This is a genomic window from Mesorhizobium sp. WSM4989, assembly GCF_029625795.1.
Lineage (GTDB): Bacteria > Pseudomonadota > Alphaproteobacteria > Rhizobiales > Rhizobiaceae > Mesorhizobium.
The window spans coordinates 1,458,894-1,485,092 of record NZ_JARTVN010000001.1; the positions used below are offsets into that span (position 1 = coordinate 1,458,894).

General features: G+C 62.9%; 25 protein-coding genes and 1 pseudogene. 21 read left to right on the forward strand and 5 right to left on the reverse strand.

Going from position 1 to position 26,199, the window contains the following annotated elements:
• Positions 1-233 precede the first annotated feature (233 nt).
• The 10 genes from P9217_RS07110 to P9217_RS07155 all read left to right on the forward strand — a co-directional run bounded on the left by P9217_RS07110 (position 234) and on the right by P9217_RS07155 (position 9,471).
• Positions 234-1,016: a heme-binding protein gene (locus P9217_RS07110; RefSeq protein WP_245322486.1), complete on the forward strand. Its 783-nt coding sequence runs from the start codon at positions 234-236 to the stop codon at positions 1,014-1,016.
• A gap of 125 nt (positions 1,017-1,141) precedes the next feature.
• Positions 1,142-2,893 (forward strand): methanol/ethanol family PQQ-dependent dehydrogenase, encoded by a 1,752-nt coding sequence (locus tag P9217_RS07115; protein ID WP_278052655.1) that lies wholly within the window; start codon positions 1,142-1,144, stop codon positions 2,891-2,893.
• A gap of 49 nt (positions 2,894-2,942) precedes the next feature.
• Positions 2,943-3,743: a substrate-binding domain-containing protein gene (locus P9217_RS07120; RefSeq protein WP_245322488.1), complete on the forward strand. Its 801-nt coding sequence runs from the start codon at positions 2,943-2,945 to the stop codon at positions 3,741-3,743.
• Positions 3,740-4,273: a c-type cytochrome gene (locus tag P9217_RS07125; RefSeq protein ID WP_095826015.1), complete on the forward strand. Its 534-nt coding sequence runs from the start codon at positions 3,740-3,742 to the stop codon at positions 4,271-4,273. Before P9217_RS07120 ends, P9217_RS07125 begins: the two co-directional genes overlap by 4 nt.
• Positions 4,270-5,283 carry a cytochrome c oxidase subunit II gene (gene coxB, locus P9217_RS07130; RefSeq protein ID WP_278086331.1) on the forward strand — a complete coding sequence of 338 codons (1,014 nt, stop codon included), beginning with the start codon at positions 4,270-4,272 and terminating at the stop codon, positions 5,281-5,283. The genes P9217_RS07125 and coxB overlap by 4 nt, the downstream gene beginning before the upstream one ends.
• Entirely contained in the window at positions 5,280-7,256 is a 1,977-nt protein-coding gene (ctaD, locus tag P9217_RS07135; RefSeq protein WP_082954049.1) for a cytochrome c oxidase subunit I, read from the forward strand. The genes coxB and ctaD overlap by 4 nt, the downstream gene beginning before the upstream one ends.
• Positions 7,253-7,858, forward strand: coding sequence for a cytochrome c oxidase subunit 3 (locus tag P9217_RS07140; RefSeq protein ID WP_278086330.1), 606 nt, complete (start codon positions 7,253-7,255; stop codon positions 7,856-7,858). Before ctaD ends, P9217_RS07140 begins: the two co-directional genes overlap by 4 nt.
• Positions 7,858-8,199, forward strand: a complete 342-nt coding sequence (locus P9217_RS07145) for a hypothetical protein (RefSeq protein ID WP_095826018.1) — start codon at positions 7,858-7,860, stop codon at positions 8,197-8,199. Before P9217_RS07140 ends, P9217_RS07145 begins: the two co-directional genes overlap by 1 nt.
• Complete coding sequence (locus P9217_RS07150) at positions 8,196-9,074, forward strand: cytochrome c oxidase assembly protein (RefSeq protein WP_278086329.1); 879 nt, start codon at positions 8,196-8,198, stop codon at positions 9,072-9,074. The genes P9217_RS07145 and P9217_RS07150 overlap by 4 nt, the downstream gene beginning before the upstream one ends.
• A complete protein-coding gene (locus P9217_RS07155; RefSeq protein ID WP_278086328.1) occupies positions 9,055-9,471 on the forward strand; it encodes a c-type cytochrome in 417 nt (138 codons plus the stop codon). Before P9217_RS07150 ends, P9217_RS07155 begins: the two co-directional genes overlap by 20 nt.
• Positions 9,472-9,501: 30 nt before the next feature.
• Here P9217_RS07155 and P9217_RS07160 read toward each other — a convergent pair whose 3' ends face one another.
• Positions 9,502-10,419, reverse strand: a complete 918-nt coding sequence (locus tag P9217_RS07160) for a hypothetical protein (RefSeq protein WP_067328531.1) — start codon at positions 10,417-10,419, stop codon at positions 9,502-9,504.
• A gap of 325 nt (positions 10,420-10,744) precedes the next feature.
• On the opposite strand from P9217_RS07160, the gene P9217_RS07165 reads away from it, so the two are divergent.
• Both P9217_RS07165 and glf read left to right on the forward strand, forming a co-directional pair.
• Positions 10,745-11,917: a glycosyltransferase gene (locus P9217_RS07165; protein WP_278086327.1), complete on the forward strand. Its 1,173-nt coding sequence runs from the start codon at positions 10,745-10,747 to the stop codon at positions 11,915-11,917.
• A gap of 2 nt (positions 11,918-11,919) precedes the next feature.
• Complete coding sequence (gene glf / locus P9217_RS07170; RefSeq protein ID WP_278086939.1) at positions 11,920-13,056, forward strand: UDP-galactopyranose mutase; 1,137 nt, start codon at positions 11,920-11,922, stop codon at positions 13,054-13,056.
• Between the two features lie 9 nt (positions 13,057-13,065).
• Here glf and P9217_RS07175 read toward each other — a convergent pair whose 3' ends face one another.
• From P9217_RS07175 to ftsZ, 4 genes are all read right to left on the reverse strand, one after another.
• Positions 13,066-14,241 (reverse strand): beta-glucosidase, encoded by a 1,176-nt coding sequence (locus tag P9217_RS07175; protein ID WP_278086326.1) that lies wholly within the window; start codon positions 14,239-14,241, stop codon positions 13,066-13,068.
• 97 nt (positions 14,242-14,338) lie between these two features.
• On the reverse strand, positions 14,339-15,169 hold the full coding sequence (locus P9217_RS07180; protein ID WP_095777407.1) for an SIR2 family protein: 831 nt from the start codon (positions 15,167-15,169) through the stop codon (positions 14,339-14,341).
• 191 nt (positions 15,170-15,360) lie between these two features.
• A complete protein-coding gene (locus tag P9217_RS07185) occupies positions 15,361-16,734 on the reverse strand; it encodes a hypothetical protein (protein WP_278086325.1) in 1,374 nt (457 codons plus the stop codon).
• 381 nt (positions 16,735-17,115) lie between these two features.
• Positions 17,116-18,108, reverse strand: a complete 993-nt coding sequence (gene ftsZ / locus P9217_RS07190) for a cell division protein FtsZ (RefSeq protein ID WP_067328519.1) — start codon at positions 18,106-18,108, stop codon at positions 17,116-17,118.
• Between the two features lie 430 nt (positions 18,109-18,538).
• Here ftsZ and P9217_RS07195 point away from each other — a divergent pair, with 430 nt between their 5' ends.
• The 9 genes and pseudogenes from P9217_RS07195 (at position 18,539) to pqqE (ending at position 26,142) form a co-directional block, all read left to right on the forward strand.
• The gene (locus P9217_RS07195; protein WP_278086324.1) at positions 18,539-19,786 is read left to right on the forward strand and encodes an ABC transporter substrate-binding protein; all 1,248 of its coding nucleotides are present in this window, start codon (positions 18,539-18,541) and stop codon (positions 19,784-19,786) included.
• A 19-nt stretch (positions 19,787-19,805) separates the two neighbouring features.
• Entirely contained in the window at positions 19,806-20,777 is a 972-nt protein-coding gene (locus P9217_RS07200) for a YVTN family beta-propeller repeat protein (protein ID WP_127323740.1), read from the forward strand.
• Positions 20,778-20,855: 78 nt separating this feature from the next.
• A pseudogene (locus tag P9217_RS07205) lies at positions 20,856-21,613 on the forward strand (ATP-binding cassette domain-containing protein).
• 11 nt (positions 21,614-21,624) lie between these two features.
• Positions 21,625-22,485, forward strand: coding sequence for an ABC transporter permease (locus P9217_RS07210; protein WP_278086938.1), 861 nt, complete (start codon positions 21,625-21,627; stop codon positions 22,483-22,485).
• Positions 22,486-22,785: 300 nt separating this feature from the next.
• Positions 22,786-22,938 (forward strand): hypothetical protein, encoded by a 153-nt coding sequence (locus P9217_RS07215; protein WP_278086322.1) that lies wholly within the window; start codon positions 22,786-22,788, stop codon positions 22,936-22,938.
• Positions 22,939-23,037: 99 nt separating this feature from the next.
• A complete protein-coding gene (pqqB, locus tag P9217_RS07220; protein ID WP_278086937.1) occupies positions 23,038-23,976 on the forward strand; it encodes a pyrroloquinoline quinone biosynthesis protein PqqB in 939 nt (312 codons plus the stop codon).
• Positions 23,973-24,731: a pyrroloquinoline-quinone synthase PqqC gene (gene pqqC / locus P9217_RS07225; protein WP_095826027.1), complete on the forward strand. Its 759-nt coding sequence runs from the start codon at positions 23,973-23,975 to the stop codon at positions 24,729-24,731. Before pqqB ends, pqqC begins: the two co-directional genes overlap by 4 nt.
• On the forward strand, positions 24,728-25,024 hold the full coding sequence (gene pqqD / locus P9217_RS07230) for a pyrroloquinoline quinone biosynthesis peptide chaperone PqqD (RefSeq protein WP_127213794.1): 297 nt from the start codon (positions 24,728-24,730) through the stop codon (positions 25,022-25,024). The genes pqqC and pqqD overlap by 4 nt, the downstream gene beginning before the upstream one ends.
• On the forward strand, positions 25,021-26,142 hold the full coding sequence (gene pqqE, locus P9217_RS07235) for a pyrroloquinoline quinone biosynthesis protein PqqE (protein ID WP_278086321.1): 1,122 nt from the start codon (positions 25,021-25,023) through the stop codon (positions 26,140-26,142). The genes pqqD and pqqE overlap by 4 nt, the downstream gene beginning before the upstream one ends.
• The last annotated feature ends 57 nt before the right edge of the window (positions 26,143-26,199 follow it).

The window sequence follows — 26,199 nt, forward strand, 5'->3', positions numbered from 1 at the left end:
TGATGGCACCGCCAGGTCCTTGGTGCTGTTGGGCCGGACTTCGATATGGATGCACCTGCCACACGCAATTCTTGCAGTCCCTTTCTGGGCAGCAGGAACAAAGGGGCTCGTTGTCCGTTCGGTTTCGCGCAGCAAGAGCAGGATCAGCTTGCAGAACGGCGAGACCGGAGTTTCTGCCGCCAGATTTCTGTTTTCCCTTGTTGTCCGCGTTGAACAAGGTGTTCCGAAGCGCCATGCATTTCCGCCAGTGTCCGTCGGCCGCTCTTGGCCTCCTGCTCTTGGCCATCGCGGTGCTGCCACACAATCCCGCTTGGGCGCAAGCGCCCTGCCCGACCGATCACGACAAACTGCTGTCGGCCTTGAAGGCCAATGTCAAGGCGAGTGGCGGGCCGGCAAATGGCGGCTTCGAGAGCAATGAATGGGCCGCGATCGTTGCCCGTGACGGTACGGTCTGCGCCGTCGCCTTCAGCGGCCCTACCGTGGACGCGCAATGGCCCGGCAGCCGGCTGGTCGCGGCCGAGAAGGCCAACACGGCCAACGGGCTCAGCCTGGCGAATATGGCCCTGTCGACCGCCAATCTTTATGCCGGGGTGCAACCAGGCGGGCCGCTGTTCGGCCTGCAGGCCACCAACCCCGTCAATCAGGCGGCGGCTTACGCCGGCGACGCCAAGACATTCGGCAGCCCCAATGATCCGCTGATCGGCAAACCGATCGGAGGCGTGGTGGTGTTCGGCGGAGGCCTGGCCCTGTACGACGGCAAGGCGATCGTCGGCGGCCTCGGGGTCAGCGGCGATTCCTCCTGCGCCGACCACAACGTCGCCTGGCGCGTCCGCGCAGCGCTCGGCCTCGACAAGGTTCCGGCAGGCGTCAATCCCAACCGCAAGGACGCCATCATCTATGACCTCGACCCAGGCGGCAAAAGCGCATCCGGCTGGGGTCATCCGCTTTGCGCCGGGCGCGAGGCCGACATAGCCGCCGAACTGGGCGCCAGCGTCGGAGGCTCGGTCCCGAAATGAAGGCAGCGCGACAGCTGACGGCGAGGTGTGCGCAGTCCGGACGCGCTCGCCTCACCCGGGCTGCGCGGCAATATGCGGGATTAAGCATTGTTGGGGCGATGATGCTGGCCTGTCTCCCAGTTCTGATGGCCGCCTCGGAGTCGCCCTCGACGCCTGCGATCTCGCCGCCGGCCTCCGCCGCCCCGCCCGACGACGGCCAATGGACGATGCCAGCCAAGAACTACGCCTCGACCCGCTATAGCGAGCTCGCGGAAATCAATGCAGGCAACGTCAAGAACCTGCAGGTCGCCTTCACCTTCTCGACCGGCGTGAACAAGGGCCAGGAAGCGGCACCGCTGGTGGTCGGCAGCACGATGTATATCGTGACGCCCTTTCCCAACATCGTCTACGCGCTCGACCTCTCCAAACCTGGCGCACCGATCAAGTGGAAATACGAACCCAATCCCGAGCCCGCGGCACAAGGGGTGGCGTGCTGCGACGTCGTCAATCGCGGCGCCGCCTTCACCGACGGGCGCATCTTCTTCAACACGCTGGACGGCCACACGATCGCGCTCGATGCGAACTCCGGCCAGCCGATCTGGAACACCCATATCGGCAACATCAATGTCGGCGAGACCCTCACCATGGCGCCGCTGGTGGTGAAGGGCAAAGTGCTCGTCGGCAATTCGGGCGGCGAGATGGGCGTACGCGGCTGGGTCAAGGCGCTCGACGCCGGCGATGGCCATGTCGTCTGGACGGCTTACAGCACGGGTCCCGACAAGGAGGTGCTGATCGGCCCGGATTTCAAGCCGCATTACGACATGGACAAGGGCAGGGACCTCGGTGTGACGACCTGGCCGCCGGAGGCCTGGAAGATCGGCGGCGGCAATATGTGGGGCTGGATCTCCTATGATCCCGATCTCAATCTGATCTTCCACGGCACCGGCAATCCAGGCCCCTGGAACCCTGACCTGCGCCCCGGCGACAACAAATGGACATCGGGCATTTTTGCCCGCGATCCCGATACCGGAGCGGCCAAATGGTTCTATCAGTGGACGCCGCACGATCTGCACGACTATGACGGCATCAATGAGCAGATCCTGCTCGACATGAACTGGCAGGGCAAGCCGCGCAAGGTGCTGGTCCGGCCGGAGCGCAACGGCTATCTCTACGTCCTTGATCGCACCACCGGCGAGGTCCTGTCCGCAAAACCCTATGGCCCCGTCAACTCCAGCAAGGGTGTGGATCTCAAGACGGGCAGGCTGATGGCAAACCCGGACAAGAAGACCGGGACCGGCAAGGTCGTCCGCGACATCTGCCCGACCGCCTCGGGGCTCAAGGACTGGCAGCCTTCCGCCTTCTCGCCGAAGACGGGCCTGCTCTACATCCCGCACAACAATCTGTGCATGGACGAACAAGGCGTCGAGGTGAACTACATCGCCGGCACGCCCTATGTCGGAATGAACGTGCGCATGATCCCGGGGCCCGGCGGCAATCGCGGCGCCTTCACCGCCTGGGATATCGCCGCGGAGAGACCCGCCTGGAGTCTCAAGGAAAACTTCCCGGTATGGAGCGGCGCGGTCGTAACCGCCGGCGATATCGTCTTCTACGGAACCATGGAAGGCTGGTTCAAGGCCGTCAGCGCGAAGACCGGCGAACTGCTTTGGCAGTTCAAGACCTCCTCCGGCATCATCGGCCAGCCGGTGACTTATCGCGGCCCCGACGGACACCAATATGTCGCGATCCTGTCCGGCGTCGGCGGCTGGGCCGGCGCCATCGTCTCGGGCGATCTCGACCCGCGCGATGCCACTGCTGCGCTCGGTTTCGTCAACGCGATGAAGGACTTGAAAAACACGACAACGGCGGGAGGCACGCTCTATGTGTTCCGACTGCCTTGATGCATTCAAACCGACGGCACTGGCGAAAAGATCCGCCCCGCGGGCCCTCGTGGCCGGTCTCGTCGCGTTGGTCTGGCTGGTTCTGGCCGGCGCGGCGGATGCGCGGGAACTGCGCGCCTGCGCCGATCCCAACAACATGCCGTTCTCCGACGCCAGCGGCGAAGGCTTCGAGAACAAGATCGCCGAGATCGTTGCGGCCGACCTTGGCGCGAAGCTTACCTACACCTGGTGGGCGCAGCGCCGCGGCTTCGTTCGCAACACGCTGAAAGCGGGGCTTTGCGATCTGGTGCTCGGAACGCCGGCAAATGTCGAAATGCTACGCACCACCTCGCCCTACTACAGATCCTCCTACGTCTTTGTCGCACGACAGGATGGACCGGACGTAACGTCCTTTAACGATCCACGGCTGCGCGACATGCGCATCGGCGTTCAGCTCATCGGCGATGACGGCGCCAATTCGCCGCCGGTCCAGGCGCTCGGCCGTCGCGGCATTGTCGGACATCTCGTCGGCTACCCGGTCTACGGCGACTATTCCGCTCCCAACCCCGCGGCGCGCATTGTGGAAGCTGTCGCGAGCGGCGAGGTCGACGTCGCCGTGGTCTGGGGCCCGCTCGCCGGTTACTTCGCTACGAAGCAAAAGGTGCCGCTCCGGATCACGCCGGTCACACCTCGCATCGATGGACCGCAACTGCCACTGATGTACGACATCTCGATGGGCGTTCGGCGCGAGGACGAGCGACTGCGCGGCGATGTGAATAGCGCGCTCGCCAGGCACAAGGCCGAGATCGACGCGGTTCTGACGCAATATGGCGTTCCGCTTCTCGACATCGCCGGGAGCCCGGTGCGATGAGGCTGGGTCTCGCGACGCTGCTGTCCGTGACGCTCGCCTTGGCGGCATGCCAGCGCGAGGAGCGGGACACGCGCCCGCAATCTTCGCTCGGCTCCGGCGGGCAACCGACGCCCGTGACTACGCTGGAACCTGGCGGCCAAAGGCCCTCCGCCAGCAACAACAAGGCGGCGAGCTTCGAGGCGAACGCCTTTCATCTCAGCGAGGGCAAGCGCCTGTTCGGCTGGTTCAACTGTTCGGGATGCCACGCCAATGGCGGCGGCGGCATGGGCCCGGCGCTGATGGACCAGAAATGGATCTATGGCAGCTCGATGGAAAGCATTCACGCCACCATCCGCGACGGACGTCCGAACGGGATGCCGAGCTTCCGCAACAAGATCCCCGACGATCAGATCTGGGAACTGGCGGCCTTCGTGCGTTCGCTAAGCGGCAACGCGCCCTCTTCCGCTGCGCCACAGCGAAATGACGACATGATGCCCCATCCGTCGGAAAACCGCATGCCGGATGCCGCCACGCTGGGGAAGTCGCCGTGAAAGGCCTCGCCTCGATGGCGTTTGCCGCGGCAAGCGTCCTTTCTCTCCAGGGATGCGCGGGCTGGCAATCGGCGCTCGACCCGAAAGGCCCCGCGGCGAGCGAGTTGGCATGGCTGATCTGGTTCTTCATAGGGCTTTGCTCGGTAGTGTGGGTGCTGGTGATGATCGCTCTCGCCGCACCGCTGTTGATGCGGCCACCCAGGCGCACCGAGCCGCTGATGCTCGACGCCAGCGCCGACCATCGCAAATTGCGCGTTGTGGTCATCGCTGTCGGGCTGACCGCAGCGACGCTGGTCGGGCTGACCCTGCTCAGCTTCTTGGCCAACAGGACGCTTGCGGCAATCGGCTCGGACGCTGCGCTCACCATTCGGGTGACCGGGCACCAGTGGTGGTGGGAGGTGCGCTATGAGGATGCCACGCCGAGCCGCATCCTGACGACGGCGAACGAAATCCACATCCCCGCCGGCGAGCCGGTGCGGCTTCTTCTGACCTCGACCGATGTGATCCATTCCTTCTGGATCCCAAGTCTGGCCGGCAAGCTAGACCTCATCCCCGGTCACATGAACGTGCTGGATATCAAGGCGGACAAGCCCGGAACCTATCGCGGCCAGTGCGCCGAGTTCTGCGGCGCGCAGCATGCGAACATGGGCACCTTTATCATCGCCGAGCCGCGGGCAAAGTTCGACGCCTGGTGGAACGACCAGCTGCAGCCGGCCGCGGCCCCGACGGGCGACGAGGCGAAGGCGGGCGCGGACTTGTTTCTCAAGCGTCCCTGCGTGATGTGCCACAAGATCGGCGGCACGCCCGCGGGCGGAACGGTCGCTCCGGATCTCACCCATATTGCCAGCCGGCAAACACTTGCCGCGGGAACCTTGAGGATGAGCCGCGGCAATCTCGCCGCCTGGATAGCCGATCCGCAAGGCATCAAGCCCGGCTCCCACATGCCGGTGGTCGAGCTCAATGGCGACGAGCTCAACGCGATCGTCGCCTATCTCGAGGGCCTGAAATGAGCAGCGCGGACCTGGCCAGCGAACGCGACCTGCCGCCGGAACGTGAGGCGACTGCCAAGGGCGACGTTGCCCCCGAACGTGATGGGCCGCGCGACACCGGCATGGACGATGCCAGCCTTCACCGCTGGCTCGCGCGCACATGGCGGACGCCGCCCGGCATCATCGGCGCGTTGTCCAGCGTTGATCACAAGGTCGTCGCAAGGCGCTATCTGATCACGGCATTCGGGTTTCTGTGCCTGGGCGGGCTGAGCGCCGTCGCCATGCGCATCCAGCTTTCGGGACCGCAACGCGGCCTGATCGGGCCGGACCTCTACAACCAGCTGTTCACCATGCATGGCGTCACCATGATGTTCCTGTTTGCCGTGCCCATCGTGCAGGCGACCGGCATCTATCTGGTGCCGCTGATGGTCGGCAGCCGCAACATCGCCTTTCCGCGCCTGAACGCGTTCAGTTACTGGATTTATGTCTCGGGAGGTCTCTTCGCCTGGGTGTCCTTCGCCCTTGCAATGGCGCCGGATGTCGGCTGGTTCGCCTATGTGCCGCTGTCAGGTCCCGAATTCAGTCCCGGCAAGCGCGCCGACGTGTGGGCGCAGATGATCACCTATACCGAGGTCTCATCGCTGGCGGTCGCCGTCGCGACCATTGTCACCGTATTGAAGCAGCGTGCGGCAGGCATGTCGCTGGACAAGATCCCGCTCTATGTCTGGGCGTTGCTGGTGACCTCATTCGTCGTCGTCTTCGCCATGCCGGCGGTCATGATCACCTCGACCTTCCTGATCCTCGACCGGCTGGTCGGAACGCATATTTTCAATCCAGCGGAGGGCGGCGACGCCCTGCTGTTCCAGCACCTGTTCTGGTTCTTCGGTCACCCCGAGGTCTACATCATCTTCCTGCCGGCGACAGGCATCGTCTCCGCGATCATTCCCGCTTTCGCTCGAAGGCCGGCGTTCGGCTATCTCGGGCTGGTCCTGTCGTTGATCGCGGTCGGCTTTCTGTCGTTCGGTCTCTGGGTCCACCACATGTTCGCGACGGGATTGCCGAAGCTCGGTGCAAGCTTCTTCACGGCATCCAGCATGTTGATCGCCATTCCCAACGGCGTGCAGATCTTTTGCTGGCTGGCGACCTTGTGGGACGGCAGACCGGTGATCCGCACGCCGTTGCTCTTCGTCTTCGGTTTCTTCTTCATCTTCGTCATCGGCGGTCTCACCGGTGTGATGCTGGCCTCGGTGCCGCTCGACCTGCAGGTGCACGACACCTATTTCGTCGTCGCGCATTTCCACTATGTGCTGATCGGCGGCTCGGTTTTCCCACTGCTGGGTGCCGCCTATTTCTGGTTCCCCAAGATCACCGGCCGCATGATGAGCGAGCGCCTCGGACGCTGGCATTTCTGGCTGGCCTTCATCGGCTTCAACGCGGCCTTCTTCCCGATGCACCTTGTCGGCCTGTGGGGCATGCCGCGCAGGGTCTATACCTATCCGGCCGAGCTTGGCTGGGGGAACATCAACCTGTTCATCACCGGCGGCGCGGTGCTCTTCTTCCTGAGCTTCGTGCTGTTCACCTTCAACCTCGTGCATGGCGCCTTGAAAGGCGCGCCGGCCGGCGACAATCCCTGGGATGCCGGCACGCTGGAATGGGCCACGTCTTCGCCGCCTCCAAGCTATAATTTCGCGCGCATTCCAATCGTCACGAATGTCGAGCCGCTCTGGGCCGAACGCGAGGCCCTTCCCGTCGCCACCGGCCTTCGCGTCGATGTGCGCGAGCTCCTCATCTCGACGGTGGCGGAAGCGCATCCCGATATCCGCGAGAAATCGGCGACGCCGTCGATCTGGCCCTTGTTCGCTGCGATCGCTGTCGGCGGCACCTTTCTGTATTCGATCTTCACGCCGTGGGCGATCGTCTGGGGCGCGGCGCCGATCGCGATCACCCTGATCGGCTGGTTCTGGCCGAAAGATACGCCGGAGGACGAGGAATGAAGCAGCGTCCCGCCGCCGATCTGTCGGGCCTGCCAAGCTTCGGGCTTGGTCCGCGCAGCCCGACCTGGTGGGGTACGCTCGGTTTCATGGCGTTGGAAGGAATGGGCTTTGCGCTGGCGGCCGGCGCTTATCTGTATCTGGCGACCTTGTGGCCCAACTGGCGTCTGAGCGCCCCCGAGCCCAAACATTGGCCCGGAACAATCGTGACCCTGCTTCTTGTCGTCAGCCTGGTGCCGAACCACATCCTCAACCGCTACGCCAAGCAATGCGCGATCGGGCCGGTGCGGATCGGCATGGTGGTGATGTCGCTGCTCGGCAGCGCACCGCTCATCGTGCGCTGGTTCGAGTTTCCGGCCCTGAACATCTATTGGGACACCAACGCTTATGGCTCGATGCTGTGGGTGCTGCTCGGGCTGCATACCATCCATCTGATCACCGATGTCGGCGACACGATCGTTCTGACAGTGCTGATGTTCACGCGCCACGCCTATAGCGGCCGGCGTTTCGGCGACGTCGGCGACAACGTCTTCTACTGGGATTTCGTGGTCTTGACCTGGATCCCGATCTATCTGCTCATCTACTGGGTCCCGAGGCTAGGCTGATGCGCGCGCTGCGTTTGGGAACGTCCTGGGGTGGTCTTGTGTCGGGGCCTCTGGCCTGGGCCATCTCTACGCAGCTGAATTACGCGCTGGTGCCCTGGCAATGTAATCGCCAGGTCCCGGTGGTGCTTCCCGTCGCACTGGTGCTCATGGTGTTTTCGCTCCTCGGCGGCGTCCTGTCGTGGCAGGCGAAGCGGCAAGGCGGCGCCGCCTTCAAACCGGAGCGTACACGCAGCACCGAGCGATTCATCGCCGATCTCGGCATGCTTTCGGCTTTGCTGTTTGCCCTCGTCATCGTCATGCAGGCCAGCGCCGCGCTCATCCTCGACGAGTGCCTGCGATGAGTTTCGAGGCGTTCTTCTCGACCTCGATCTGCTACGGCGCCGGCGCGCCCGAGACCGGGTGGACGCTTGCCCTTCCCATCGCGCTTCCGCTGGCCGCGCTCGCGCTGGTCTATGCGACCGGCGCCAACCGGCTGTGGCGCCGCAGCAGCCGAGGCCGACCAGAGCGGATACGACAAACCTTGCTGTTCGCCGCAGGGTGGTGCGTGCTGACGGGAGCGCTGGTCAGCCCGATCCATGCGCTCGGCGAGCGGGTCTTTGCCGCTCACATGATCGAGCACGAGCTGCTGATGGCGCTGGCGGCTCCGCTGCTGGTTGCAGCCCGCCCCGGCGCGGCACTGGTATGGGCATTACCGGTCGCGTTTCGGCAGAGAACGGGAAGGCTCACGCATGGCAAGATGCTGCAGGCGGTCTGGGCCTTCGCCAGCCGCCCTCTCAACGCAACAATCATCCACGCGATCGCCATCTGGATCTGGCACATCCCGTTCCTGTTCGAGGCAGCCCTGCAGCGGGGCGTGCTGCACTATACCCAGCATGCGAGCTTCCTCGGCACTGCCTTGCTGTTCTGGTGGGCGCTTCTGCCCCGTTCCGGTCGGCAGCAGGCCTATGGCAGCGCTGTCATGCATCTCTTCTTCACCTCGATGCACACCGGCCTGCTCGGCGTGCTGCTGCTGCTGTCGCCCAAACTATGGTATCCGGAAAATGCCGGTGGCGCAGCGCTGTGGGGTTTAAGCCCGATCGAGGACCAGCAGCTTGCGGGTCTGGTGATGTGGGTTCCGGCTGGCCTGATCTATGGCGGAGCCGCTTTGCTGCTCGCCGGCCTCTGGATAAGCAAGAGCGAAACCAGGGAGGCGACGCATGCGCTCCGATCTGGCTAGACTGATCGCCGGCGCCCTCGCCGCCATGATCGTAGTTGCCGTAGCCGTCGCCGCCGTGGCCTTATGGGCCGACCGGCGTGATCGTGTCCGGCACGAGTCGGACGCGGGAACCGGCGGCGTGGGCGCGCGCGCCATTCCGATCATGACCGCGAACGGCTGCTCCGGCTGCCATACGATCCCTGGCGTGCCGGGCGCGCAAGGTCAGGTCGGCCCGCGCCTCGACGCCAGCCTCGCCGGCCGGGTCATTATCGGCGGCGTGCTGGCGAACAATCCGGAGAACCTGATCCGCTGGATACGCGGCGCCAGAGAGATTAATCCGCACACCGCCATGCCATCGACGAGGATCACCGAGCAGCAGGCGCGTGATATCGCGGCCTATCTCTATGCTTTGAAATAATTGAACCCCGCCGCGTCGGAACCCGGACTGTCACGCAACCTTCGACAGGACACTGATATCGCATCTGGCGAGGCCATATCGCCAGCGATGGTTCGTCGCCGCGACACGGCTCTGATAAAAAAGCGTGAGCTGTTCGCCCTCGATCATGACGGTCGAGTGACCGTTTTCTCCTGGCCCGCCTGGATCAAGAACCGGACCGATCGAAACGTAGGGTCCGGTAACCTCGGCGGCGATGGCGAAAAACACGCGTTGTCGGCTGCCTCGCGCTCCCCGCGGAAGGAAGCACGTGGCGTTCAGAAGCACGCGGCCATCGGGGAGCTCGACCAGTTGGGCGCCTTCGATCCCCCACTCGTAGTCGGGATCATCGCGCGTATTGTGGTGTGGGATCTCACTATGGTCGAGGATCTTGCCCAGCCGCTTCCAAGGTCCGAACCACGAGTCCGACTGGCTGCGCGCCAGGTAGACATCGGGTTGCGGCACACGACTGAATTTCGGCATGCCGGAATAGACGATGTAGCGCTTGCCGCCGATGATCGCCGGATGCGGATCATAGATCCCATCTTCGTCCGTGCCAGGGATCGACAGGATTGCCGGGTTGAGCACCACCCAGTTGAAGCCATCATTCGACACCGCGTGCTCACAGCGGCCGCCGGACTTCATGAACTCGGTCTGGATGAACATGTGGAAGACGCCGAGCTCGTAGACAACACCGGGCGCGGCAACGCCCGATCCTGTGACAGGAAGCTCGATGGGCTCGTGCTCCGTCCAGGGACCATGCAGCTCCGGCGCGGTTGCGTGAAGTATCTTCCAGCTCTCGGTTGTTACCGTGCCGCTCGAGCCGAAGACGTGCCAAAGCCTGCCGTCAAAGACGGGGCATGGATCCTTAAGATCGTCCACCGCCTGCGGATGGAAGAGCGGGAACACATTCGTCTCGAACTCGATCTTCATCACCTGCCCCAGCAATTGCCGGCCGTTTGAGGCTCGTTTGGCTCCGGTCCAGGCGAATCGTTGGAGCCGTCGAACAGCTTAGCTGCCCATGCTACCGAAATACGGCCACCGAGTGACCGTCCCCAAGAACCTGCGTGCGAATCTTGGCTCCACCTCCCAAAGGGGCAGCAGCACCGCGGCATGATCCTTCGCCGCTTTAACGGTTCGCGACTGGAACAAGTTATTCGACGGAAAGTTAGACGGAAAGGTGGATCTCGTCTCGCGCTGCCTGCGATTAACAAATGTTAATCGCAATATAATTTCGGCTGCCACTAGGGAAATTTGTATGGACTCGGCAATAAGAATACCAACTCGCAGAAGAACCACCAAGACGCAAGACTTACTGGTATGTCTCTCTCATTTACGATGGAATTTTGTTTATCAGCGTCCACAGCATATTCTTACCTTGGCCGCGAAGGAACATGAGATTATCTATTTCGAGGAACCTGTTTTCGAGGAGCGCTCGCATCCTTCGATGCGTTTCTCAGAGGTGGCGCCGGCAATTCGGGTCGCGACTCCTCTGCTTCCAATTGGCACAAGCCCGGCCAGAGCTGATGCCGTGCAGCGCAAATATCTCGACCGGATCATCGCTTCGACGCCGCACACTAACCTGACCGCCTGGTACTACACGCCCATGGCCCTACGCTTCAGCGCGCACATCAATTGCGATGTCTGCGTCTATGACTGCATGGACGAACTTTCGGCGTTCAAGAATGCGCCAACCGAGTTGGCCATGATGGAGCGAGCCCTCTTCGGGCGTGCCGACGTGGTCTTCACCGGCGGCTTGAGCCTCTTTGAAGCGAAGCGCTGCCAGCACCGTGCCATCTATCCGTTTCCGAGCAGCATCGACGTCAGCCACTTCCACAAGGCAAGGACACCCGGCAAGGACCCGGCCGATCAATTCGGCATTCCTCATCCACGGGTGGGCTTCTTCGGCGTCATCGACGAGCGCCTCGACATCGATCTCGTGGCCCAGGCCTCCAAGGCCATGCCGGACGTGCATTTCGTCATGCTCGGTCCGGTGGTCAAGATCGACCCGAGCAGCCTGCCGACAGCGGGCAATCTGCATTGGCTCGGCGGGAAAGCCTATGCCGATCTTCCAGATTATCTGCGCCACTGGGACGCCGGCTGGATGCCGTTCGCGCTCAACGAGGCCACACGCTTCATCAGCCCGACAAAAACGCCGGAGTTCCTCGCCGCTGGCCTGCCAGTGGTTTCAACAGCAATTGTCGATGTTGTGCGAACCTACGGCGCAGCCGGGCTCGTCGACATAGTGGACGCCGAGGACGTCGACATCAAGCTGCGATCCGTCCTTACCCAATCGCGCGAGGCGCGGCTTCAGCAGGTCGATGCCTATCTCCGGGACATGTCCTGGAAGCGCACATGGAATGGCATGGCCGCTCATATCAGGAACGCCAGTGCTCGGAAAAAGGTCGTCCCGTTCCGCAGGAGCGCCTGACCATGTTCGACTGGCTGATCGTCGGCGCCGGCTTCGCCGGCAGCGTTCTCGCCGAACGGATTGCCTCGCAGCGGGGAGAAAGCGTTCTCCTCATCGATCGCCGCAATCACATCGGGGGTAACGCCTATGACTGCTACGACGAAGCAGGCATCCTCATCCACCGCTACGGGCCGCACATATTCCATACAAATGCGCGGTCCATCGTGGATTATCTGTCACACTTCACGACATGGCGGCCGTATGAACATCGTGTGCTGGCGGCGGTCGACGGAATGCTTCTCCCGATCCCCATCAATCTCGATACGATCAACCGCCTCTATGGTCTCGATTTGGATCCGGTGGAACTGGAAGACTTCTTCGCGTCTCGCCGCGAGACCATCGAGGAAGTCCACACGGCCGAGGACGTCGTGGTCAGCACTGTCGGGCGGGAACTCTATGAGAAATTCTTCCGCGGCTACACCAGGAAGCAATGGGGCGTAGACCCCTCCCAGCTTAGCAAATCGGTAACCGCCCGGGTTCCGACCAGGACCAACCGCGACGACCGCTACTTCGGCGACAGCTTCCAGCACATGCCCGCGAACGGGTACACGCGCATGTTCGAGCGCATGCTCAACCATCCCAATATCAAGATCATGCTGCAGACGGATTATCGTGAGGTCCGGGACCGGATTCCGTTCCGCAAGCTGATCTACACCGGCCCTGTCGACGAATTCTTCGACTGGAGACTTGGCCGTCTGCCGTATCGCTCACTGCGTTTCGAGCACGTGACCGTCGAATGCGAACAGTTCCAGCCGGTCGCTGTGGTCAACTATCCGCAAACGGAGGACTTCACCCGGATCACCGAGTACAAGCATCTGACCGGCCAGAAGAACGCCCGGACAAGCCTCACCTATGAATACCCGACCGACATTGGCGATCCGTATTACCCGGTGCCCAGGCCGGAAAACGAAGCGCTCTACAAGCAATATGAAGCCTTGTCCGCCAGTCGCCCGGATGTCTGGTTTGTCGGCCGCCTTGCGACATACCGCTATTACAATATGGACCAGGTCGTGGGTCAGGCTCTGACTACTTTCGCCCGCATTCAGAAGACGGTCCCAATTGGAGGCGCCTTGCAGCCGGCAATGGCTGTGCCGGGCTAAAGCCGCTTGCTACTCCGGCAAAGGCTGCGTGGGTCGAGAACGCTGGCCAAACACCCTCTGCTGCCTCGCCAGTTCATCGGCCATGGGCTGACGGGTGCGGCGCGATCCATCCGCATGGATGACGGAGAAAAGGCCAACTTCGGCGTGGCGTGAATTGTCCCATCCCGGGTAAGCCGTAATCGGATAAAGGCAGATTCCCTCCACCGGCGCGCCTTGGCTCACGGCGTCCCGCACCTCGTCGCACACATAGTGAAGCCATGCCGGGCCTCCCGATCCTTCCGCACCGGTCTCTGCAATGTACATCGGCTGTCGGTAGCGTTGGGCGACCTCGACGAGCATTTCCGACAGAGCCCGGTATTCGTGATGCCCCATCGGGATTGTTGGCCCGTGCAGGTACCACTGATTGTGCGGGTAAAAATTCAGACCGATGACATCGATGAGATCTTCGCTGCCGCCAAGCTGCGGCTCGACGCGCCCCATCAGCATGTCGTACGCTTCGAACTGTCCTTGACGGACTTTTTCAGCCGCCCGTATCTCCGCGCGGCTTCGATCGCGCGGCGCGATGTGAATTAGCGGCTCGGCCCAGATGAACCGGCATTCTGGATCCGCTTGGCGCATGGCTCGTATGCCTTGCACGGCAGCCTTGACAAGGTGGCGTTTGAACCAACCCCTTCGCCTTGGGCCGGCCGGCGGAAAATAGCCCACTTCGACTGCCCAGGCGAAGAACGATATCTCGTTGATCGGGCAGACGAGCGCAGGCTTCCCGCTGACGGCCCGATGCAACCGGACAGCTTCCGCTGCGAAATCGGCATAGCGCTCGATCAGCTCCGTCCCGCCCTGGTCAAGATAATCGGGGGTTCCGTAGTGAAAGACATCCCAGATGACCTGAACGCCGGCGAGATTTGCCGCTTCAATCATCGGCGCCCAACTCGACCAATCGTACACGCCCGGCGCCTTCTCGATCAGGTGCCAGCGTAACCCGTCACGAACAGTTCTGAGCCCAAGGTTCGCGCAGCCGCGATAGTCGCGTTCTGCGTGAGAATCATGGCCAGTCGCCCGCACGAGATCGAGACGCACGCCATCCTTTCGCCGGTGCGAGGAGCATTCGAAACCGCCCATGAAAAAACTGTCGAATGTGACCGCGCTGGCAGCCGGATTCACGTTTGGGCTAACGGCTTGCGGCACATTCTTACTCCTTGCATTGGCCGGCACGGTCGACCAACGGCCGAAACCCTCTTTGGGTTGGGCAAATTCTTCGTTCTTGCCGCGTGCTGAACGGCGTTCAGCCCAGCGTGATCTCCTGATCGTTCACAACCTCGGCCAGCCGACTGAGGAAACTCACGAGACCGACTTCCGGATCGTCGTTGTCGCCTGTGAGCACGGAGATACCCCAACGCCCCAGCACGGCTTCTTCGACGGGGTCTCGGCTCGCCATGAAAATGTATGACGGCGGCCGATCCGCCTCGTAGCCCGAACGGTTCCATGTCTGCCAAAGCCGATGCAACAGCAGCCGGATGTTCAGGTCCGAGAGACTATAGCCGACGAACAGAACCGTGCTGCCCAGCGCATCGGAACGAAACCGCACATCGAGCGGCGAATCGAAGGATAACCGATCGAGATAGTCGGTTTCCGTAAGGACCAGCGAGGAATCGTCATCGAAGTCGCCGTGGAATTTCACGATGCAAGCGACGTCCCGGCGAGCCTTCGAGACATCCCTAGCATTGGCCACCTTCACGTATGCGCGGCCGTGTATCTCAAAGGCGACTTCGAGGTTCCGGTCATAGTTGGTGGTGTAGATCACCGGAAAATCCAGCGCGACGATCAGACGATGCAGTTCGGACTCCCGAATCTTCTCCCTCGTCACGGTCCAGTGCCTGTCCATCCAACTGCGCAACGGCCCGATGCTGCCATGCTTGATCCGGTAATACTCGGCCAGGGTTTGGAAGCGATCACGCGGTCTCGCGCCATCCAGGCCGAGTTCGCTCGCCATGCGCTCAATCAGCTTCTCCCAGGAAGGCAGCCCCACGCTCATCGAAACACCAGCTCCGACAAAGAGCACCGCATTGCGCTCTCGGATCGCTTTCGCGAGTGGAATAATCGGGTCCTCGTTCATTGCCGAAGCTGAGCGGGCTGCCGCGGGCGGCGCATGACGCATAACTTCCGAACCCGAAGGTGGATGAAGTGTTCCCCGCTCAGCCGCGAAAATCTAGAAGACCGCCGATACTCCCGGTCGGTCTCGGCAAGGTCTCGGAGCTGCCATCGAGCAAGGCAAAGCAGAGACGGACGGGCTGGCTTCGGTCCCTCTCAGCATCGGCGGATCGCGAGCGCGACATCGGTCGCGAACGGTGGCACCTCCAGCGTCAACCTACCGTCCGCTTGCGCCCGCCATTCCGCCGCTTGCGTGCCGGCCGCAGTATCCCAGCCGACTATGCGGTAGCTACCCGGAGCCAGCCCAGGCAGGACGATCATGACGGGCTCGGTTTGCACGTCGGCCTGCAGCATGCCGTTGGGCCCGATCGTTTCGCGGTGCACCAGCCAGGCCACCGCCTGGGCATCGTCGCCGCAGGCTACCGCCGCGACATCGGGGCGGGAAACCCGCACCCGGCCGCAGAGATGGACACGTCGGAACCGACTCCAGTCGATCAGCGGCAGGAAACCCGCCAGCGAGCGCTGCGCCCGCCGCATGCCGGGTGTGAGCACATGCGGCGTGCGGTTCGGCCAGCGCATGCCGCCACCGGCACCGCCGGCAGCCAGGTGCGCCCATTGCATATGGCGGAAATATTCGTCGTCGAACGGCTCCGGCAGCGTGATCTTCTTGTCCTTGAAGGTATGGATCGGGCCATGTTCGCTGTCGAGGAACGGCCGGCCATCGCGAGTTTCGGCCAGGGCCTCGCCGACGATCCGCCCCAGGCCGAGCGCCGGGGCCACTGTGTCGCGGGGATGATCGATCGTGCCCTCCTCGTAGATGTGGAGGGAGGCGAAGTCGAGATCCGGATGCCGGAAGATAGGTTCGCGGAGCGGCATGTGCGCCCGCCAGCGAAGCTCCGGTCCGAAGAGCGAAACCGTTTGCGGGTGGGAGCGGCCGTAGAGCGAAATCTCCAGCCGGCGAACGAAAGCACCGAGATCGTGGATGAAGTCGCCGAAATCGTCGGCGCTGCCTTCGGCCTGCTCGGGATGGATCTCATTCCAGAGGTCCCAAGCGAAGAGCGCGCCGCTGCCGCCCCATCTGCGCACCGCGAATTCCAGCCTTGCCTTGATGGCGCGGCGCGTGGCCGTGCAGACCAGAAAGCGCGAGGGCTGATCCAGCACGCCGCCGTTCCTCTGATTATAGGGGTGATGACGCCAGTGCCGCCACTGCCAAAATGTATCGAACGGGGTGAGCAGTATTCTCAAACCGTGCTTTTCACAGAGACGAAAAAGATCGTCCCACAGCCGCACGATAGCAGGAACGAAGCGACCGAGCGGCCGCTCGAAGTAGCGGTGGCGGACCTGAGCATATTCCAGCATCAGCCTGAGGCAGGTGACGCCGCTTTGCTTAAGCCAGCGGAGGTGAGCCTCCACGCCGGCTATGTCCTTGCGCCGGAACAGTCCATTTAGCTCGGGCCAGCTTATCGCGTCATTCTGCCCGATCGGCATCCACGGCTCGCCGTCCTCAGTGGCGAAATACGAGCCGCTCACCGTGATCCACTGCAGACCCGCGGACCGGACAGCGAATACGCCCTCCGCGTCACTGGTCGTGCTTCCCGTTAATCCCGTATTGTCCAAGTGGCTTTCCGGTATTCCCCAAGGCACTCCAAACTGTCTCAGGGGAAAAATGTTCACCGGCGCCGGAGCAAAAATCGCAGCCCGCCCGGGCCTCATCGCCGAGAGAATGGCCCGTTATTAAAGAATGGCCAGCTGATCTGCTCCAGCTTCGCTCGACTGAAAACCCTAGCTAGGATCCGCTCGCCACCATCCCGGCCGTAGGGGCCTGGGCAGGCCACCGAAAGCCAACCAAGTCAAGTCATAGCGACGAGTAGAGATTCGCCGGCGGGATCTCGCCAACCAGGAAGGCCGGCTTCAGGCGATCCTCTGCTGAAGCTGCGGCATGTCTTCGCTCTTCCGCAGACCCGTTGCGACGACCGACACCCGAAACTTTCCGGCCAATGCCTGGTCGAAGATGGCGCCGACGATAATGTCGGCGTCGGCGTCGACCTCTTCCCGTATCCGTGTCGCGGCTTCGTCGACCTCGAAGAGCGTCATGTCCGTGCCGCCGCAGATCGATACCAGCAGGCCTCTGGCGCCCGTCATGGAAGCCTCATCGAGCAGCGGGTTGGCGATTGCTGCCTCGGCCGCCGTCCTTGCGCGGCCCTCCCCCGAGGCCTCACCGGTTCCCATCATCGCCCGGCCCATGTCCCGCATCACCGACTTCACGTCGGCAAAATCGAGATTGATCAGGCCTTCCTTCACGATGAGATCCGTGATGCAGCCGACACCGGCGTAGAGAACACGGTCCGCCATAGCGAAGGCATCGGCAAACGTCGTCCTGGCGTCGGCGACCCTGAAAAGGTTCTGGTTGGGGATGACGATCACGGTGTCGGCGCTTTCGCGAAGGCGTTCTATGCCCTCTTCGGCGGCCTGGGACCTGCGCTTGCCCTCGAACGTGAAAGGCTTGGTAACGACGGCCACCGTCAAAATGCCGGCATCGCGCGCCGCACGCGCAATGACGGGCGCGGCGCCAGTCCCGGTGCCGCCGCCCATGCCCGCCGTGATGAAACACATGTGCGTTCCCGCAAGATGATCCATGATCTCGTCGATGGATTCCTCGGCGGCCGCGCTGCCGACGTGGGGGAGAGATCCGGCGCCCAAGCCTTCGGTCACATGCGCACCCAACTGGATCAGCCGCGGCGACTTCGACATGGTGAGCGCCTGGGCGTCGGTATTGGCGACGACGAACTCGACCCCCTGCAGGCCTTCAGCGATCATGTTGTTGACGGCGTTTCCGCCAGCGCCACCGACCCCCACAACGGTTATCTTAGGTCTCATCTCCAGGATTTCCGGCTTGGCGGTCATTGTGATCTCTCTACGGGACGCAGTGGCTGCGCCAGAGCAACTAGCAAACGAATCAGATGGTCCCGCCAAGATCAGGGAATCAGAGGACAGGCCTCGCCGCAAGGTCAAGCTGAGGGCGTCAAATCGCAAGTTTTGCTTCAGGAGCGCCGTGGTCCGAGCGCAACCTGCGTGAACCGGTGGGGGTGCGGGGGGCGACGAAAGACAAATGGTTCGCCGAAGCAACTCTTCCCTGAGATACGTCCGGGCCGCTTCGGACCGTCGCGCGGCCAGCATCGTTCGGAACTTACTGCGCAGTTGCCGGCAGAGCCGGAGACGTCCTGCTCACGAGGTTGATAAATCCCGCCGGCTCTCTAAGTTCGCCTTGGGACACCTTGACTTCGCGCTGGTCCGGCAAACGATCGGACTTAGGCGCAAGAACGGTGATTTGTCGATGACAAGCGCGGTGTCGGGCACCTTGGCGGCCCTTTTGTGCTTTCTGTCGATGACCGCTGCTGCTCCGCGTGCGTTCGCCCAGCAACCGACCGTGCAGCCGGCCGGAGCGATCAAGCCGGACGAGAAGACAACCGAAATCAAGATAGGCTATTTACGGGCCTACGCGCCGCGCCTGACGCTTTCCCTGCTGGACGAGCCGCCGCGTGACGAAGGTGTCGCGGGCGCCAATGTCGCCATCGGCGACAACAACACCACGGGCAGGTTCATCAATCAGAAATTCAGCCTCGACGTCACCGAGATAAAACCGGAGGCCGACGCGGTTCAGGCATTCAACGCGTTGAATGCCAAAGGCGACCGCTATGTGATCGCGGACCTCTCGGCCAAGCAGCTGCTGTCGATCGCCGACATCGCCCGCGACAAGGGCGTGCTGATCTTCAACGTGGGCGCCACCGACGACAGACTGCGCGAGGAGGACTGCCGCATAAACGTCTTCCACATCGCGCCGACGCGAAGCATGCTCGCCGACGCTCTGGCGCAGTATCTGATGGTGAAGAAATGGCCGAACTGGGTGCTGCTCTACGGCTCGCATGACGAGGACCGCCTTTATGCCGACGCGTTGCGCCGCGCGGCAGCCCGCTTCGGCGGGCAGATCGTCGCGGAGAAGGAATTCAAGGATACCGGGACGGCGCGCCGCACTGACACCGGAGCCACGCAGATACAGCAACAGATTTCGGTATTCACGCAGGACCTGCCGGAGCATGACGTGCTGCTTGTGGCCGATGAAAGCGAGGTGTTCGGGACCTACGTGCCCTACCGCAGCTGGACGCCGCGGCTCGTCGCAGGCACGGCCGGTCTTGTGGCATCGTCATGGCATCCCGCGAGTGAACAGTGGGGCGGCATTCAAATGCAAAATCGCTTCCTGAAGACGGCAGGCCGGCGAATGATGTCCAAGGACATGTCGGCCTGGACGGCCGTGCGGGCCGTCGGCGAAGCCACCACGCGCACCAATGGTGACGATCCGAAAAAGATCAGCGATTACATCCGCTCGGACGACTTCTCGGTCGCCGCGTTCAAGGGACAGAAGCTGACCTTCCGCAAATGGAACCTCCAGCTTCGCCAGCCGATCCTGCTTGGCGATGCCAAATCGGTCGTCTCGACATCTCCCCAGGAGGGCTATCTCCACGAAGTCTCCGAACTCGACACCCTCGGCATCGATCAGCCGGAAACGAAATGCGTTCTCAGGTAGCGCCGATCGGGAGGAATTCGTGCAGAGCCGAGCTTGCGTACTCGCCATTCTCGCAACCGGCGTCATGGCCGGCCCGGCATCGGCCTACACGGCCTATGTCTCAAACGAGAAGGACAATACGATGACCGTCGTCGATACGGCGACCATGCAGGTGGTCAAGACCGTCGACGTCGGCCAGAGACCGCGCGGCATCACCATCTCGCACGACGGCAAGTTCATCTATTTGTGCGCCAGCGACGACAATACGATCCAAATCATCGATACCACGACGCTGCAGGTCGTCGGCACGCTGCCCTCCGGCGACGATCCCGAATTGTTCGTGCTTTCGCCCGACGGCAAGGCGCTCTACGTCGCCAACGAAAACGACAATCTGGTCACCGCGATCGACCTCGACAGCAAGCAAGTCACGTCCGAGATCCCGGTCGGCGTGGAACCCGAAGGCATGGCCGTCAGCCCCGACGGCAAGACCCTGGTCAACACCTCGGAGACCACCAGCATGGCGCATTTCATCGACACCGAGAGCCATGAGGTAACCGACAACGTGCTGGTCGACACGCGCCCGCGCTTCGCCGCGTTCAAGCCCGACGGCTCGCAGGCCTGGGTCAGTGCCGAGATCGGCGGCACCGTCAGCGTCATCGACAACGCCAAGCGCCAGGTCGTGAAGAGGATCAAGTTCGCGATTCCCGGACTGCGAGCCGAAACCATCCAGCCGGTCGGCATCGCCATCAGCGCCGACGGGAAGAAGGCCTATATCGCGCTCGGCCCGGCGAACCATGTCGCAGTGATCAACACCGAAACCTACGAGGTGGAAAACTACATCCTCGTCGGACAGCGCGTCTGGCATCTGGACTTCACCCCGGATCAGAAGACACTGATCACAACGAACGGCAATTCCAACGACATCACTTTCATCGATACGGCGACCGAGGAGCCGGTTCAGTCGGTCACCGTGGGGCAGCAGCCGTGGGGCGTGGTCATATCGCCCAAATAGAAAAGCAGGCTAAAGATTAAGGCCATGAAGCCGGGCCAAAGACGTCGAGCGCGCTAGATAGCATCTGAAGGAGCATCCATGCAGCATGCGAGGACGGCGAAAACGGGGACCGGAGCGGCGGCACTCGATGTCGCCGGCGTCAGCCATTCCTATGGCCCGACGCGGGCGCTCAACGACGTCTCGTTCTCGATAGCGCCGGCGACTTTCACCGGCCTTCTCGGTCTCAACGGCGCCGGCAAGACGACCCTGTTCTCGCTGATCAGCCACCTCTACGACACGCGCCAGGGATCGATCCGCATCTTCGGCCATGATGTCCGCCGTGCGTCCGGCGAGGCGCTCAGGCGGGTCGGCATTGTGTTCCAGGCACGCACGCTCGACCTCGACCTGAGCGTATACCAGAACCTCTCCTATCACGCCTCGCTGCACGGCATCGGACGGCACGAAGCCCGGCAGCGCATTGCAGCGCTGATCGAGACGGTCGACATGCAAGGCCGTCAGCATGACAAGGCTCGCGGCCCGCCCGGGCGCTGCTCCATAGCCCGTCCCTGCTGCTGCTCGACGAGGCGACGGTGGGTCTCGACATCCAATCGCGCGCGGGCATTCTCGCCACCATCCGCAAGCTGGTCGAAACCGAGGGCATCGGCGTGCTTTGGGCCACCCACCTGATCGACGAGGTTGAAGATGGCGACCATGTCGTCGTGCTGCGGCAAGGTGACCTGGTCGCCAAGGGCAAAGTGGCCGAAGTGGTCAAAGCGAGTGGTGCCGCGTCGATCCGCGACGCCTTTTCCAAACTCAGCCGCGGCGAAGCAGCCGGCCAGGCGGAGATCTCGCCATGAGCACTCCCGCAATGCCGGAAAAGGTCGCCGCCGTCACCCCGGTGAAGTCCGACGCGTTCGGCTTTCGTCACTACCTCATCTGCCTCAAAGGCGTCGTCGTGCGGGAAGGGCTGCGCTTCCTGCACCAGCGCGAGCGCTTCATCTCGTCGCTGGTGCGACCGCTCGTCTGGCTGTTCATTTTTGCCGCCGGGTTCCGGCAGGTGCTCGGTGTCTCGATCATCCCGCCCTACAAGACCTACGTGCTCTACGAGGTCTACATCACGCCGGGCTTGTGCGGCATGATCCTGCTGTTCTCGGGCATGCAGTCTTCGCTGTCGATGGTCTACGACCGTGAGATGGGCAATATGCGCATCCTGCTGGTCAGCCCATTTCCCCGCTGGTATCTGCTGGTGTCGAAGATGCTCGCCGGCGTCTCCGTGTCGATCGCGCAGGTTTATGCCTTTCTGATCGTTGCCTGGTTCTGGGGCGTCAAGGCGCCGCCGCTCGGTTACCTATTCGTGCTGCCGGCCCTGTTCCTGTCGGGGATGATGCTTTGCGCGCTCGGCATGCTCCTGTCCTGGATGATCAAGCAGCTCGAGAACTTCGCCGGCATCATGAACTTCGTGATCTTTCCCGGCTATTTCGCGTCGCCGGCGCTCTATCCTTTGTGGCGCATCCAGGAAGCGAGCCCGCTGCTTTACAAGCTCTGCCTCGCCAACCCCTTTACCTATGCCGTCGAGTTGATCCGCTTCGCCTTCTACGGGCAGATCGATTGGGTGTCGCTGGGCGTCGTCGCCGGCTGCACGCTGCTGTTTCTCGGGGGGGCCATCATCGCTTATGACCCTTCGCGCGGACTGATAACCCGCAAACAAGGCGCGGGAGGAAACGGTTGATGGAACGGATGCGCCTGGTTCGCAGCCTGGTTGCGGCTGTCATGCTCATGCCCCACGCCGGCGCCACGGCCGCGAACACCGATCCGGACTGGGCCCTGCATGCAGCGCAAGGTGCCGCAACTGGTCGCCGGGGTGAGCTTGATCGAACGGGAGAGACACGAAGCTAAGGAACTCATCCCTGAGCTAGGCAGTTGTGTTTTGTTCCTGGGTTTTGGCTGTTTGAGAACCCAGCGTTTCATTTGTCCGTTTGTGAGGTGATGGATGACCGGTCCCTTCGGGCTGGCTAAAGAGGAGAATGCAATGAACAAGAAGAGCTGGAAGAAACCGACGATGTGCCAGGTTGCCGCGGGCTTCGAGATTTCGCGGTATCTGCCTGCTGAAACGCCTCCCAGGAAGCAGGCCGCAGAGCTGCGTGTCCCTGGCTGCGGGGGCATGCATCCCCTTGCCGCTTGAGGTCGTCGAGACGGGGGCTGCCGCGGGAAGCGCGGGCGCGAAGCCGTTTGGCACCGAGAATTTGGCGTCGGTCAAATGGGCCGCAGAGCAGGCATCGCCATGCGCGTGAAGATCATAGGATCGGCGGCGGGAGGCGGCTTTCCGCAATGGAACTGCAACTATCGCCTGAGCCGCTCGGCTCGGAACGGCATGGCCGGCGTGCATTCGCGGACCCAGTCGTCCATTGCCGTATCGGCTGACGGGACAGGCTGGGTTCTGTTCAACGCGTCGCCCGACATTGGCCGGCAGATTGCGCAAACGCCCGAACTGCAGCCCGCGGCCGATGCGCCGCTGCGCTCGACGCCCATCCGCGCGGTCGTGCTGACGAATGGCGACGTCGACCATGTCGCCGGCCTGCTCAGCCTGCGGGAGCGGCAGCCCTTCGCAATCTATGCAACGGCACAGGTGCTGGCGACGCTGGCGGCGAATTCGATCTTCAACGTTCTCGATCCGGCGATCGTGCCGCGCCGCCTTCTGGCGCCAACGGAGCAAGTGGCGATCTGCAACGCGGACGGCCAGCAGACCGGCGTGGTCGTCGACGCCTTTCCCGTGCCCGGCAAGATCGCGCTCTATCTCGAGCAAAGAGGCGATCCAAGCGCCGATTTCAGCTCCGACACGGGCGCCACGATCGGCGTGCGTATCAGCGGGGCTGGAAGTCGCGCCGCTGTCTTCTACATTCCCGGCTGCGCGGGCATCGATGCCGCCCTGCGCACGCGTCTGGCGGACGCCGCCTGCCTTCTGTTCGACGGCACTGTCTATACAGACGACGAGATGATCATCGCCGGCGTCGGCCAGAAGACCGGTGCGCGCATGGGGCACATCGCAATGTCTGGAGAAGCGGGTTCGATCGCCGCCTTGGCCGATGTGAGGACCGGCCGCCGCGTCTTCATCCACATCAACAATACCAATCCTGTTCTCGACGAGAGTTCCGCCGAACACGCGGCGGTCAGAGCGGCTGGCTGGGAAATCGGGAGCGACGGAATGGAGATCGAACTTTGAGCGACTTCCACGACGCGGCGCGACATGGTCTGTCCAAGAGCGAGCTCGAGGCGGTGCTGCGGCAGGTCGGCGCCGAGCGTTATCACAACCGCCATCCCTTTCATCACAGGATGACCAGTGGCGTGCTGACGAAGGCCGAAATGCAGGCCTGGGCATTGAACCGCTACTGCTACCAGGCCGTCATTCCGCGCAAGGACGCCATGATCCTGGCGCATGCCGAGGATCCGGCGTTTCGCGCCGCCTGGCGCAAACGCATCGAGGATCACGACGGCGAGGACGGCTGGAGCGGCGGCATCGCGCGCTGGCTGCATCTGGCGACCTCGCTCGGGCTCGATGCCGAAGCCGTCAAGAGCGAAAGGCTGGCGCTGCCGGCGACCCGCTTCGCCGTCGGCGCCTACCTTTCCTTCTGCACGAACCGCACGCTGCTCGAGGCGGTGGCATCGTCGCTGACCGAGATGTTCTCGCCGATCATCATCGGCGAGCGAGTGCCGGCGATGCTGGCCAAATACGACTACATCACCGACGACACGCTGGCCTATTTCAGCCGGCGGCCGGAACAGGCATCGCGCGACGCCGACTTCGCCCTCGCCTATGTGCTGAGCCACGCCGACACGGCCGAGCGCCAGCAGCGGGCGATCGATGCGCTGGTGTTCAAATGCGATATATTGTGGGCGATGCTCGATGCACTTCAACATGCCTATGGCGCGCCGGGAAACGTCCCTCCGGGCGCCTTCCAGCCGGAGGCAACCCGATGATGGCGCTGCGCGAGAGAGCCATCGTCTCCTTGCAATCAATGCCATCGCTGCCGAGGCACGTGCGTATTCAGTACGACCCCGTGCGACAGGCCTTCGCCGTGCTTTCGCCGGAAAAGGTATTCTGGCCGAACGATATCAGTCTCGACATATTGCGCCGCTGCGACGGGCGGTCCGCGGTCGGCTACATCATCGCTGGTCTTGCGGCCGATTACGATGCTGAACAGGAGGCCGTAGCGGCCGATGTCATCGCCTTCCTGCAGGAATGGTCGGACAAGCTGTTGGTGAAGCTATGAGCGAGCCGCTTCTGCCTCCGATCGGCATGCTGGCGGAACTGACGCATCGCTGCCCGCTGCAGTGCCCTTATTGCTCCAATCCGCTCGAATTGCTCAAGGCCGATCGTGAGCTCGACACCCAGACCTGGCTCGATCTTTTCTCGCAGGCCGCCGATCTCGGCGTTCTGCAGGTGCATCTGTCGGGCGGCGAGCCGACGCTGCGCCGCGATCTCGAGCAATTGATCGCCGGGCTTTCGACGCGCGGCGTCTACAGCAATCTCATCACCGCCGGCATCAACATTGCCGAGGGCCGCATCGAGGTCTTTGCCGAAGCCGGGCTCGACCACCTGCAGCTGAGCTTCCAGGGCGCCCGCCCGGCGACGACCGACCGTATCGGCAACCACAGCGGCAGCCACGAAAAGAAGCTGGAGACGGCACGCCGCGCCCGCGCGGCCGGGCTGCCGCTCACCATCAATGCGCCGATCCATCGCCACAACATCGAGGAAGTGCCGGAATTCATCGACCTGGCTCTTTCGCTGGACGCCGAGCGGCTCGAGATCGCCAATGTGCAGTATGCCGGCTGGGCGCTGGCCAATCGCAATACCCTGATGCCCGAACGCGCCGCGGTCGAACGGCAGGCGGAGATCGTCGCGGCGGCGCAAGCACGGCTTGCCGGCGTCATCAACATCGATTTCGTCCCGCCGGATCATTTCGCCGTCTATCCCAAGCCGTGCATGGGCGGCTGGGCGCGCGACGCCTTCATGGTGACGCCCGACGGCACGGTGCTGCCATGCCATGCCGCGCAGACCATTCCTGCGCTCCGCTTCGAGCGTTTCGGAGAGCGCTCGCTGGCCGAGATCTGGACCGATTCACCGGCATTCAATGCCTTTCGCGGTACCGAATGGATGCTGGAGCCGTGCCGAAGCTGCGAGCGGCGCGAGATCGATTGGGGCGGCTGCAGATGTCAAGCGATGGCGATTGCCGGCGATGCCGCTGCAACGGATCCGGTCTGCATCAAATCGCCGATCCATGCCCGGGTGGGCATGCTCACCGACGAAACGCAGCGCCCCGCGGCAGACAATGCGGCGGGCGAACCCTTCATTTACCGTCGGATAGGAGCTGTGGCGGAGCTCGCCTGACCGTCTTCTCGTAGGTGGTCCCCAATAGGATAAACCGGAATTCGGCATGGCGGGATT

What these genes read in the sequence shown, in the direction of transcription:
- P9217_RS07155 (WP_278086328.1), top strand. Translation starts at nt 9,055, where the DNA reads ATGCGCTCCGATCTGGCTAGACTGATCGCCGGCGCCCTCGCCGCCATG.
- P9217_RS07195 (WP_278086324.1), top strand. Translation starts at nt 18,539, where the DNA reads ATGACAAGCGCGGTGTCGGGCACCTTGGCGGCCCTTTTGTGCTTTCTG.
- P9217_RS07150 (WP_278086329.1), top strand. Translation starts at nt 8,196, where the DNA reads ATGAGTTTCGAGGCGTTCTTCTCGACCTCGATCTGCTACGGCGCCGGC.
- pqqD (WP_127213794.1), top strand. Translation starts at nt 24,728, where the DNA reads ATGATGGCGCTGCGCGAGAGAGCCATCGTCTCCTTGCAATCAATGCCA.
- P9217_RS07215 (WP_278086322.1), top strand. Translation starts at nt 22,786, where the DNA reads ATGAACAAGAAGAGCTGGAAGAAACCGACGATGTGCCAGGTTGCCGCG.
- P9217_RS07180 (WP_095777407.1), bottom strand. Translation starts at nt 15,169, where the DNA reads ATGAACGAGGACCCGATTATTCCACTCGCGAAAGCGATCCGAGAGCGC.
- P9217_RS07125 (WP_095826015.1), top strand. Translation starts at nt 3,740, where the DNA reads ATGAGGCTGGGTCTCGCGACGCTGCTGTCCGTGACGCTCGCCTTGGCG.
- P9217_RS07145 (WP_095826018.1), top strand. Translation starts at nt 7,858, where the DNA reads ATGCGCGCGCTGCGTTTGGGAACGTCCTGGGGTGGTCTTGTGTCGGGG.
- P9217_RS07110 (WP_245322486.1), top strand. Translation starts at nt 234, where the DNA reads ATGCATTTCCGCCAGTGTCCGTCGGCCGCTCTTGGCCTCCTGCTCTTG.
- P9217_RS07160 (WP_067328531.1), bottom strand. Translation starts at nt 10,419, where the DNA reads ATGAAGATCGAGTTCGAGACGAATGTGTTCCCGCTCTTCCATCCGCAG.
- ctaD (WP_082954049.1), top strand. Translation starts at nt 5,280, where the DNA reads ATGAGCAGCGCGGACCTGGCCAGCGAACGCGACCTGCCGCCGGAACGT.
- glf (WP_278086939.1), top strand. Translation starts at nt 11,920, where the DNA reads ATGTTCGACTGGCTGATCGTCGGCGCCGGCTTCGCCGGCAGCGTTCTC.
- P9217_RS07115 (WP_278052655.1), top strand. Translation starts at nt 1,142, where the DNA reads ATGGCCGCCTCGGAGTCGCCCTCGACGCCTGCGATCTCGCCGCCGGCC.
- pqqE (WP_278086321.1), top strand. Translation starts at nt 25,021, where the DNA reads ATGAGCGAGCCGCTTCTGCCTCCGATCGGCATGCTGGCGGAACTGACG.
- ftsZ (WP_067328519.1), bottom strand. Translation starts at nt 18,108, where the DNA reads ATGACCGCCAAGCCGGAAATCCTGGAGATGAGACCTAAGATAACCGTT.
- P9217_RS07210 (WP_278086938.1), top strand. Translation starts at nt 21,625, where the DNA reads ATGCCGGAAAAGGTCGCCGCCGTCACCCCGGTGAAGTCCGACGCGTTC.
- P9217_RS07165 (WP_278086327.1), top strand. Translation starts at nt 10,745, where the DNA reads ATGGACTCGGCAATAAGAATACCAACTCGCAGAAGAACCACCAAGACG.
- pqqB (WP_278086937.1), top strand. Translation starts at nt 23,038, where the DNA reads ATGCGCGTGAAGATCATAGGATCGGCGGCGGGAGGCGGCTTTCCGCAA.
- P9217_RS07140 (WP_278086330.1), top strand. Translation starts at nt 7,253, where the DNA reads ATGAAGCAGCGTCCCGCCGCCGATCTGTCGGGCCTGCCAAGCTTCGGG.